Source organism: Marinimicrobium sp. UBA4209 (assembly GCF_002381585.1).
Lineage (GTDB): Bacteria > Pseudomonadota > Gammaproteobacteria > Pseudomonadales > Cellvibrionaceae > Marinimicrobium > Marinimicrobium koreense.
Genome location: NZ_DFTP01000100.1, coordinates 17,185 through 27,540, shown reverse-complemented (window position 1 = coordinate 27,540; position 10,356 = coordinate 17,185). Strand labels below are relative to the sequence as shown.

General features: G+C 61.6%; 7 protein-coding genes and 1 riboswitch. Of the genes, 1 reads left to right on the top strand and 6 read right to left on the bottom strand.

The features are described from left to right. Positions 1-48 precede the first annotated feature (48 nt). The 6 genes from B3187_RS14700 to B3187_RS14675 form a co-directional block, all read right to left on the bottom strand. Complete coding sequence (locus B3187_RS14700; RefSeq protein ID WP_286807222.1) at positions 49-966, bottom strand: cobalamin-binding protein; 918 nt, start codon at positions 964-966, stop codon at positions 49-51. After that, positions 959-1,741 (bottom strand): heme ABC transporter ATP-binding protein, encoded by a 783-nt coding sequence (locus B3187_RS14695; protein WP_286807221.1) that lies wholly within the window; start codon positions 1,739-1,741, stop codon positions 959-961. Before B3187_RS14695 ends, B3187_RS14700 begins: the two co-directional genes overlap by 8 nt. Before the next feature lie 3 nt (positions 1,742-1,744). After that, entirely contained in the window at positions 1,745-2,782 is a 1,038-nt protein-coding gene (locus B3187_RS14690; protein ID WP_286807224.1) for a FecCD family ABC transporter permease, read from the bottom strand. A gap of 8 nt (positions 2,783-2,790) precedes the next feature. Further along, positions 2,791-3,408 (bottom strand): cob(I)yrinic acid a,c-diamide adenosyltransferase, encoded by a 618-nt coding sequence (cobO, locus tag B3187_RS14685; protein WP_286807220.1) that lies wholly within the window; start codon positions 3,406-3,408, stop codon positions 2,791-2,793. 21 nt (positions 3,409-3,429) lie between these two features. Then, complete coding sequence (locus tag B3187_RS14680; RefSeq protein WP_286807219.1) at positions 3,430-5,217, bottom strand: TonB-dependent receptor plug domain-containing protein; 1,788 nt, start codon at positions 5,215-5,217, stop codon at positions 3,430-3,432. Positions 5,218-5,389: 172 nt separating this feature from the next. Next, positions 5,390-5,547: riboswitch (cobalamin riboswitch) on the bottom strand. Positions 5,548-5,612: 65 nt separating this feature from the next. Further along, positions 5,613-7,721 (bottom strand): transporter substrate-binding domain-containing protein, encoded by a 2,109-nt coding sequence (locus tag B3187_RS14675; protein WP_286807217.1) that lies wholly within the window; start codon positions 7,719-7,721, stop codon positions 5,613-5,615. A 132-nt stretch (positions 7,722-7,853) separates the two neighbouring features. On the opposite strand from B3187_RS14675, the gene B3187_RS14670 reads away from it, so the two are divergent. Next, positions 7,854-10,356, top strand: a 2,503-nt coding sequence (locus B3187_RS14670) for an Ig-like domain-containing alpha-2-macroglobulin family protein (RefSeq protein ID WP_286807216.1), incomplete at its 3' end; no start/stop codon positions are given.

The window sequence follows — 10,356 nt, the reverse complement described above, 5'->3', positions numbered from 1 at the left end:
CCCGCCCGGTGACCCGCAGTCGACACTCGGATCAGGCGACCCGCTAACTCAGGGGTCGTCTGACAGGCGCTGGCGGGCCCGGTCAATGTGCCGGCAGAACAGTTCGGCGCCATCCAGGATGCGCAGCGTGTGCCGCTGAATCAGATCCGGCGGCACAAAAAACAGGTTGTCCTGCTGTACCGCCGTCAACTCGGACCACGACGTCCACTCATCCAGCCAGTCCGGGCGCTCCTCTCCCATACCGCTGGCCACAATGACCTGGGGATCGCGCTCCAACACCGACTCCATATTGATGGTCGGTGCCAGAGGTTTGGCATCGGCGTAGACATTGCGTCCACCGCACAGGCGAATTACATCACTCACCAGGTGTTCGCCGTTAAGGGTCTGCAGGGGTTGATGCCAGACCTGATACAGCACGCTGACCGGTGTTCGCTCGCTGTATCGAGCCCGCAGCTCGGCCAATCGATTCAGGTGTCTCTGGGCGACCTGTTCAGCGCTATCCCCGGTTCCCGTGAGTGCGCCGATGGAGCGGACCGAGCGAGCCACATCCTCAAGGGTACGTGGCTCATCCACATACACGTTGATTCCAAGCCGCTCCAACTGCTGACGCAAGGTCCGACTGTTACCGGTGGCCCACATCAACACCAGATCGGGCTCCAGTGCCAAAACGGCCTCAACACTGACCGACTGGGCGCTCCCCAGGGGCGGCAACTTTTGGGCTTCCGGTGGATAGTCACTGTAATCCACCGCCGCCAATAATCGGTCACCCGCGCCGGCGCTGTAGACGTTCTCCACGATATGCGGTGCCAGCGCAATCAACCGCGTGGCCGGCTGCTCCAGAGTGATCTCCCGGCCCAGATCATCCGTTACCTGAATCTGGGCCAGTGCATGGAGTCCGAGGGATAAACCAAGCAGCAAAATAAACGCCGTCAAAAACCGACGAAACAAACCCTTACGTTTACCCATTGGCCAATACCACCGGTTTTCCCGTTTTCGGATGGGGAATCACCTCCACCTCCGTATCGAACAGATCCGCAATCAGCGCCGTATTCACAACCTCATCCGGCGAACCATAGGCCACCCGACCACCATCTTTGAGTGCCAGAAGATGATCGCTGTATGCGGCGGCCAGGCTGATATCGTGCACCACCATCACCACCCCGACCCCCCGATCGGCAAAGGCCCGCACCGCCTGCATCAACTGGCGCTGATGGCCCAGATCCAGTGCCGCCACCGGCTCATCAAGCAGCAGAAGCCTACCGGCGGCGGTATCCGGGCGCCAGATCTGGGCCATCACCCGGGCCAGTTGCACCCGCTGCTTTTCACCGCCCGACAAGGACGGATAGAGCCGCTCGGCCAGGTGCGTCACATCCAGCGCCGCCATGGCCTCCGCACACACCTGTTCATCGATAAGCACGCCGGTACTGTGGGGCGTGCGCCCCAGCGCCACCACCTCAGACACGGTAAACGGGAAGGCCAGCGGATTGGACTGGGTCAGCACCGCCAACGCCAGGGCCTTCTCGCCCGCGGGCCAGTGCGCCAGCACCCGATCGTTGAACCGGATTTCCCCCGCGCCCGGACTCAGGTCGCCACTGATGGCACGCAGCAGTGTGGTCTTACCCGCCCCGTTGGGCCCGATCAAAGCCAGAATTTCACCCGGCTGTACCGCCAGTGACACCGAGGAGACCAGTTCGCGCTCGTCAATACAGACACTCAGTTGATCGATGTGCAGTAATGACATGGACTAAGCCCCTTCAAAGCGGCGCTGGCGCAGCAGGGAAATGAAGAATGGCGCCCCCAACAGGGCCGTCACCAGGCCCACGGGCAATTCGGCCGGAGCCATCACGGTGCGAGCCGCCACATCCGCCAGCAACAGCAACACCGCGCCCCCCAGCGCCGACAGGGGCAACAGGTAGCGATGATCCGGCCCCACCCACAGCCGGATCATGTGCGGCACCACCAGCCCGACAAAGGCGATGCTGCCGGCCACCGCCACTGAGAGCCCGACCCCCGCCGCCACCAGAATGATCAACCGGGTTTTCAGCCGCTCGACATCCACCCCGAGGTGGCGGGCCTGAGACTCACCCAGAAGCAGCGTATTGAGCGCCCGCCCGAAGGACGGCAGAGCCAGCAGTGCCACGGTCAGAATACCGCCGGCCAGTAGCACTCGGGTCAGGTTGGCCCCTTCCAGGCCGCCCATCCGCCAGAGGCTGATCCGCCGGAGCATTTCGTTGTCCGCAAAGTACTCCAGCAGCCCTGTGGCGCTGGCAGATAGAGCGGACACCGCGATGCCCATCAGCAGCATGGTGGCCACGGAGGTGCCATTGATGCCGGTCGCCACCCGATAGACCAACCACACGGTAAGCAGCCCACCCAGAAACGCGCCTAGGGATACCAAGGACATACCGGCCACACCGGTTAGCACCCCACTCATCCCCGTGCCGAGCACAATCATCAGGCTAGCACCCACGGAGGCGCCGGCAGTCACACCGATCAGGGAGGGGTCCGCCAGTGGGTTGCGGAACAACCCCTGCAGGATAGCGCCGCACAGCGCCAGCAGAGCTCCCACCGACGCCGCCAGCAAAGCACGAGGCAGTCGGATTGCCTGCACAATCTGCGCGGTGTGCCCGGGCGCCTCCAGCCCCACCAGGGCCTTGAGGACATTGACCGCCCCCAGGTTCACCGAGCCCAGCCACAGCGAGAGCAGTGCGCTGACCACCAGCGCGCCCCCCAGGACAATCGTACCCTGACGGCGCCGGCTCTGGCGGGTGCGGGCGAGCACCACCACGGTCAGTAGTCCACGCCCCGACGGGCTTTGATCCCGGCGTTGAAGGCGTGCTTGATATCCTTCACTTCCGAGACGGTATCCATCAGTGCCTGCAGTTCAGCACCGCCACCCCGCCCGGTGACCACCACACTCTGATGAGCCGGCCGGTTCGCCAGGGCCGAGAGCACGGTGGCCTCATCCAGATAGTCAAAGGCCAGCATGTAGGTCAGCTCATCCAGCACCACCAGATCCAGCGCGGGGTCATTGAGCATCTCCGCCGCCTGGGCCCAGGTCCGTTCGGCGGCGGCAATGTCCCCACTGCGGTCCTGGGTATCCCAGGTAAATCCGGTGCCCATCTGGTAAAAGCGCACCTGGGGGAGCTGCTCTTTGAGGTAGATTTCCTCCCCGGAGAGCTGCTCGCCCTTGATGAACTGGACCACGCCCACCGTCTGGCCATAGCCCAGGGCACGCAGCACCATGCCGAAGGCCGAGCTGGATTTCCCCTTGCCGTTACCGGTCAACAGAATGGCCACACCGCGATCGGTATCCGCCTCAGCGATGCGGGCATCCACCCGGGATTTCTGTTTTACCATGGCGGCCTTGTGACGGGCCGCCTTGCGCTCTTCGTTCGTGTCACTCATGGAGTGTCCTGTCATTAGTGCCTAAAAGGTGAACTCTACACCGGCATAGCCGGCCGCGCCGCTGGTGTTGTAGTTGAGGGTTTCGACATAGTCCTCATCCAGCAGGTTTTCCGCGCGCACAAACACCACCATACCGTCAATGACCTGATAGCGCACATTGGCGTTGACCACCTGATAATCGTCCAACTCGGTGGTGCCCTCTTGCCGATCCCGGGATGTGCGCCAGTCCAGCGCCACCGTGAGTGCCTCCACCGGCGAGTAGCGCAGACCGACATTGGCCAGATGACGCGGCTGCAGTGAGCGAGGGTTGCCATCGCCGGCTTCGGTGTCGACGTAAGTGTAGTTACCCACCAGTTGCCACTGGTCGGCCAAAGGCACCTCGGAATTCAGCTCTACCCCTCGGGACTCACTGGTGACGCCATCTTGCAGATAACCGCTGTAGGCGATCATATCGAAAAAGATTTCGTCTTCGATTTTCTGATCAAACCAGACCGCTTCCAGGTGCAGGCCATTGCGTCCGAAATATTCGACACCCAGATCCAGACCTCGACTCTCTTCGGCGTCCAACGACGGCGGTGGAAGTTCCTGTGATCGGTTATAGTCGATTTCCGACAGGCTGGGTGCGCGGAACCCGGTACCCAAAGCCGATTTGAACTTCAGCTCACCACTGGACAGCGGCACCCGGTAAGCAGTGCTCAGACGATAGCTGGTGTGATTGCCAAAATCGTCATTATCATCCTGACGCACACCGGCGGTCACAAACCACTGTTGCTGATAAGCACCCTGATACTCGAGGTAGGCCCCGCGTTGCTCGCGCTCCAGGTCCATCACCTCATCGCGGCGATGCTCGGCGCCGTACACCAGGGTGTGAGAGTCGGCAAGATCCACTTTACCGTTCAGTTCCCACTTGGCGATTTTCCCTTCGGTTTGATAGGACACAGCGCCATCGGCGTAGTTGATCCGGTCCACATCGGTCTGAGAGTAAGCAAAGGTATTGGCGCCGCTCTGATTACGGTGGGTAATGCTGGCCCGCGCGTTGGTTTGCTCAAACTGATCAACGCAGTCTTGCGTCGCTACCGGGAAGCCGCAGTTATCAAATTCCGATGTGCCTTCGGTATCACGCACGACGATCTGCGCCCGCAAATCCCGATCCAGATTCCAACCACCGCGCGCGTGCAGCGTGGTGTTTTCGTAGCCATCGGCCTCCCCGGTGGGATCGTCGGATCGAGCGCTGAAACCCTCGGTATCGGCGCGCGCGGCCGAGAGATAAAAGTCGCCCTGCTCATTACCACCGCCCACATAACCGGAATAATTCCGGGTATCGTAGCGGCCGCCTTCACCACTCAGGCCCGACTGCATTCCGTCGTTGATATGATCGGTGGTGACGTTGAGTACACCGCCCGCATCCGCGCCGTACATCATGCCCTGTGGGCCACGAAGCAGCTCGACCCGGGCAACGTTGGCCGTCAACAGGTGATGGACCTGGCTGCTCGACTGAGGCCCCGTGGGGTCGGTGATATCCACCCCATCCACGCGCACCAACGTCCGGAAACCGGACTCACCGCGCACCCGCACCGAGCTGGCCTTGCCCGGTCCACCGGCATTGGTAATGGACACCGACGGCATGGTCCGCAGCGCGTCGGCCAGAGACTGTACGCCCAGGTTTTTCAGGTCCTGCTTGTCCAACACGGCGACCGAGCTACCCAATTGGCGCAGCGGTGTTTCGGTCCGGGAGGCGACCACCACCAGGGTTTCCAACGGTGAGTTGGCCGACGCCGGGTCAAAAGAGGCTTGGGATGATTGGGCCACGGCGAGCGCCGGGACCGAGGCAGCGAAGACCGCTGCACTGAGTACAGATGTTTTAAACACAGTAATCCCCTATGTTTGATCAAAGACAACATGGGGAGGGAGGAAACGCAAAGCGACGCGGCTGCGCGGGGCAGCACGTGAAGGATTGCCGGATGGTAGCCCTCCGCTCCATCATAGAACGCGACAGAGGGCCGGTATCGGGCTTACAGGGCCATGATTCACCCTGATCACCGTTGCGGGGGCAGCGCTGGATTGTCCAGACTTCCCGTTTAACCTGCTCAGCCTCGATAGGAGTCGGGGGCAGCAGGCACCCTGTGTCGAGGCGGCAATGTAGGGGAGCGCCGCGGGAAAGTCAACGACGCACAGGCGGTACCCCCAAGGAGGCAGGCTTGCCACTACTCCGTCAGTCGGGCATAGGCGCGGTAACGATCCCGAATGTGGCGCACATAACTCACCGGCTCATGGCCGCGCACAAAACCAAATCGGGCCTTCTGGTAATAGCGCGGTTGGGTGAGCAACAGCATGGCTTTTTCCACATGGCCAAACCACTGGTCCGGATCCCACCCCTGCTGGTCCGCCAAGCGGCGGGCGTCGCGCACATGTCCCACGCCGGCATTGTAAGCCGCCAGGGAAAACCACATCTGCTCGTCCACCGGTAGCCGCTCCGGGAACCGGTAGCGCAGCCAGTCCATGTATTTGACGCCGGCATGCACACTGACTTCCGGATCATCCAGGGGAGACAGCCCCAACTCATTGCCGGTACGGGGCATGACCTGCATCAGGCCCTTGGCGCCCACCCAGGACACGGCCGCCGGATCAAACCGACTCTCCTGATACATCTGCGCCAGGATCAGGCGCCAGTCAAAGCCATACTGCTCCGCGTAGGACCGGGCCAGTTCATCCCAGGGTGAAAGCGCCCCCGTTTCCGACACATCCACCCGTCCGGCCCGCTGCTCACGGATGCGGGCGTCGTCCTCGAAGTAACGTTTGTACAGAATGTTGTAATGCAGCCCACGGTATTCCTTTTTCCAGAACGCATTCACCGCCGCCAGCAACTCCGGATTCTCCGGGCGCACCGCCCAGCCCTGGTTGGTGGGGTCACCCAGGGGCAACAGACCCTGAATATCATCCCGCCAGGTCAGCTCCGACTGCAGAATATGGCTGTCGGCGATGGTCAGGTCATAGGTGCCATCGGCCACGCGCGCCAGAATATCCTCCGTTTCCATGGTGGAAGAGACCGGCGCGAGGGTCACATCCACCCCCCGCTCCCGGATTGACTCGGCTGTTGACCAATAGCTGCTGGATCGGCGCAGGTGCAGGGTACGGCCCGCCAGTTGTTTGAGCGAGTCAATGGCCGGCTCGTCCGCGCGTCCGACGAGCGTCTCGGTGGCGTAGTGGTAGGGACGGGAAAAGGCCACCCGATCCGCGCGCTCGTCCGTGCGCGTCATGAAGGCGGCAATCATATCCCCACGCCCCTCGTTGAGCATCGGGATCATCGCCTCGTCACTGTCGGCCACGACCATCTGCAGACGCACGCCCAGGCTGTCAGCAAAGCGCTTGGCCAGTTCGTACTCAAAACCGACCAACTCTCCCCGGTACAGATAGTAAGTAGCGCCGTTGTTCCGGGTAATCACCCGCAACACCTTGCGTTCCTTGATGCCCGCCAGATCGTCCGTATGCGCCCGGATATCGGTGCGTGTCAGGCGTTCGCGGGTCAGAAAGCGATTGAGTTCTTCAAGCAACGCGGTATTGGAGGGGCGAATCGCCCAGGCCAGCGGGCGTCGCTCCCCCAGGGTGAGCTGCACCTGTACATCGTCCCGGTAAGTACGGACCACGTCCATGACATTACTGTCCTGCAGCGCAAAATCGTACTCGCCCGCCACCAGGCCATCGAGCACCTCGTCACTGGTCATGGTCGAGGGCAGCGGCACTATTTCGATGTCCGGGTCGATATCCGGCACCTCGGCAAAATAGGTATCGGCCAACTCCCAGAAACTGGTATCGCGCATGACCCCGACCCGCCGGCCACTCAGGTCCGCGACCCCCTCGGGGGCGGGCTCTCCGCTGCGTCCCACCAGAACTTCCCGAGTCTGATCAACCCCCAGGGTAAAACCCACCTGCTCGGCCCGCTCGGGGGTCACCGTGAGGTTGGCCGCCACCATATCGCCCCGACCGGCCAACAGCTGCGCCAACAGGTCTCCGTACTCGGGAACCGAAATCACCACAGGCTCCAGCCCCTGTTCCCGGGCGAACCGCTTGGCCATCTCCCGCTCCACATCCAGCGGATAGCCGGCCCGCGGCAAATACTCATCCGCGGCCCGATGCACCAGAATCCGGAATTGCCCCCGGGATTTCAGCGCGTCGAGATCACCCGTCTCGACATAGCCATCTGGGGTATCGGGCACCTTTTCGCCCGCCGGGGAATTGTCACTCTCGGAGCCGTCCTGACTGCAACCGGCGATGGACAGACACATCAGTGACAAGCCCCACAGAAATGCGCGCATAGTGATCCTCTCAATCCGGTAGTGGGATTATTTGCTACAGTCTACTGTCTGAGCTTTCAGATTGCACAATCAGCACCCTCGGGACCCCCGGTCAGGGGCACAGCGGATAACATCGGAGTGAAAGGATCAAGCATGGATACTCAAGGGCAACGCCGGCGGGCGGCCAGACTCATCTCCCCTCTTATTTTTGGCCTTGGCCTGTTGGCGCTCACCGGCTGCCAGCCCGGCGGGCTGTGCGAAGACCAAACCCTGAGCGAACAGGAAACCGCCGCGCTGCTGCAATCGCTACCGCCACTGCCGGCCGCTTCCGGGCCCGCAAAAACCGATACCACGGCCGATACGCCCGCCCCACCGACCGGACCGACCGCCGAGCCCGCTTTCCCCAGGCCGAACGACCTGACACCGGACGAGAACCCTTCAGCTCCGCATTTGGTGCGCTATGCGCCGGAGGGTGACGTCGAGCGGGCCGCATTGGTCAGCCTCACGTTTTCCGAACCCATGGTGCCGCTCACCCGCCTGGAGCAGACGCTGGAAAAAGGCATTCCCCTTACCCTGACCCCCGAGGTTGAGGGGCAGTGGCGCTGGCTGGATACCCAAAGCCTGGTCTTCGAGCCCACCGGTGATGCCTTGCCCATGGCCACGGACTACACCGTGACCCTTGAGGAGGGTTTTACCTCTGCCGCTGGTGTCCCCCTGGCCACCACCGCGCAGTGGCAATTTGCCACTGCGCCGCTGGCGGTCACCAACTTTTACCCCGGCGACAACGCCGTCACTGGCAAGCAACCCGTTCTGGTCCTGATCTTCAACCAGGCCATCGACAAAAACCAATTGCTTGAGCATGTGAGCCTGAAAGATAAGCAACACACTCACGCACTGAAACGGGTCGACCCGGATACCCTGGCGCAGGACGAATACAAGGCATTGATTGACGACCTGCCGGCCGAACAGTGGCTGGCCCTGACACCCTCCGAACCACTCCCCTGGAATCAGACGTTTTCACTGACCTTGGCGCAAGGCACTCCGGCCAAGGCCGGCAACCGGCTGACCAAAGCCGACCAAGCCTTTTCCTTTCGCACCGCCGGCCCATTGCGGATCGAGCGTAATGACTGTGCCGAGCGCGAGTGCACACCCGATGAAGGGGTTTCGTTACAATTCAGCCATCGTCTTTCCGATGACTGGGACAAATCCCGGCTTGAGGTATCCCCCGACGTGGACGGGCTGGAGATTTCTCACTACGGCACTTATATCCAATTGCGCGGCTCTTTTCAGCCGGAGACCGAGTACACACTGACACTACCCACTGGCACGACAGACGAGTTTGGTCGGGCGCTGGAAGAAGACCTGGTCACGAAGGTCACTATCGCCTCCTACCCTCCGATGTTCACCCTGCCCGGTCAAGATTTGATTACCCTGCCCGGGGCCTTTGCCACGCTGCCCATCGTCAGCCGGAATATCCAGACACTGGACATTGAAGTCCGCCAGGTCACACCAGACGACTGGTCCGACTTCCAGCGCTACCGCCTGAACTACCGTCGAGCAGTTGATAAGGAAAAGCCGGAGAAGCCCGGCACGTTACTGGAAAACCACACCCTGACGTTAAATGCCGAAGCGAACACAATGACGGTCACACGCCTTTCGCTGGATCCGTGGTTGAACGAGGAGGGCTTTGGCCACCTGTTGGTTTTTGCGTCGTCACCTGAAATGGACAACAAAGACAATAGCCGATACCGCTATAACCAGGCCCAATTTGGCCAATGGCTGCAAGTCACCAATCTTGCAGTAAGCACCTACGCGGAACGCGATCGGGTCACCGCTTGGGTCACCGACCTGACCACGGGCACGCCCACTGCGGATGCGCGGGTACACGTCGGAGCGATCAGCGCATCAACCGATGACAATGGACTGGCTTCGTTGCCGTTATCGGACAGAGAAGAACATTCGTCGTTGATGGTTGAGAGCCAGTCCGATCAGGCTCTGTTTCAAGCACACAGCCTGTCGCCGCTTTACCGGGACGAATACAACTATTATCGCTACCCGACATTCACCTTCACCGACCGCCAACTCTATCAACCCGGCGAAACCGTCCACCTGAAAGGCCTTATCCGCGAGCGCGGTTTCGGCGTCGAGGGCGACCTGCACTACCCCAAGGATCTGACCCACCTGGAGTGGACGGCCTACGATGGTCAACGCAATGAACTCGACCAGGGGCGGCTATCCTTGAACGAGTCCGGCGCTTTTGACCTCTCTCTACCGCTGCCCAGCAGCGCCGCGTCCGGTTCGGCCGCAATTGAACTGCGCCTGTTCCGCGGTAAGAATGAAATAAATGAATATTTCGGTGGCCACAGCTTCCGCATCGAGACCTTCCGCCGCCCCGAATACAAGGTCGACCTGAATTTCAGCGCCGAACGCCCTATCGCACAAGCGCCCTTACAGGCCACGGCCCGGGCGAGCTACTATGCCGGTGGCCCACTGCCCAACGCTCCGGTGGAGTGGCAACTGACCCTGAATACGGCTCGCTATGCGCCGCCGGGTTGGTCCGATTACCATTTTGGTCGCGTCCCCCCAATGTGGGGGCACGGCTTTTGGCCCCAACCCGAGGAAGCCCGTTGGCAGCATCAGGCGTCGGGGCAAACCA

Coding starts and splice junctions, on each gene's coding strand:
- B3187_RS14695 (WP_286807221.1), bottom strand. CDS start 1,741: ATGTCATTACTGCACATCGATCAACTGAGTGTCTGTATTGACGAGCGC.
- cobO (WP_286807220.1), bottom strand. CDS start 3,408: ATGAGTGACACGAACGAAGAGCGCAAGGCGGCCCGTCACAAGGCCGCC.
- B3187_RS14675 (WP_286807217.1), bottom strand. CDS start 7,721: ATGCGCGCATTTCTGTGGGGCTTGTCACTGATGTGTCTGTCCATCGCC.
- B3187_RS14700 (WP_286807222.1), bottom strand. CDS start 966: ATGGGTAAACGTAAGGGTTTGTTTCGTCGGTTTTTGACGGCGTTTATT.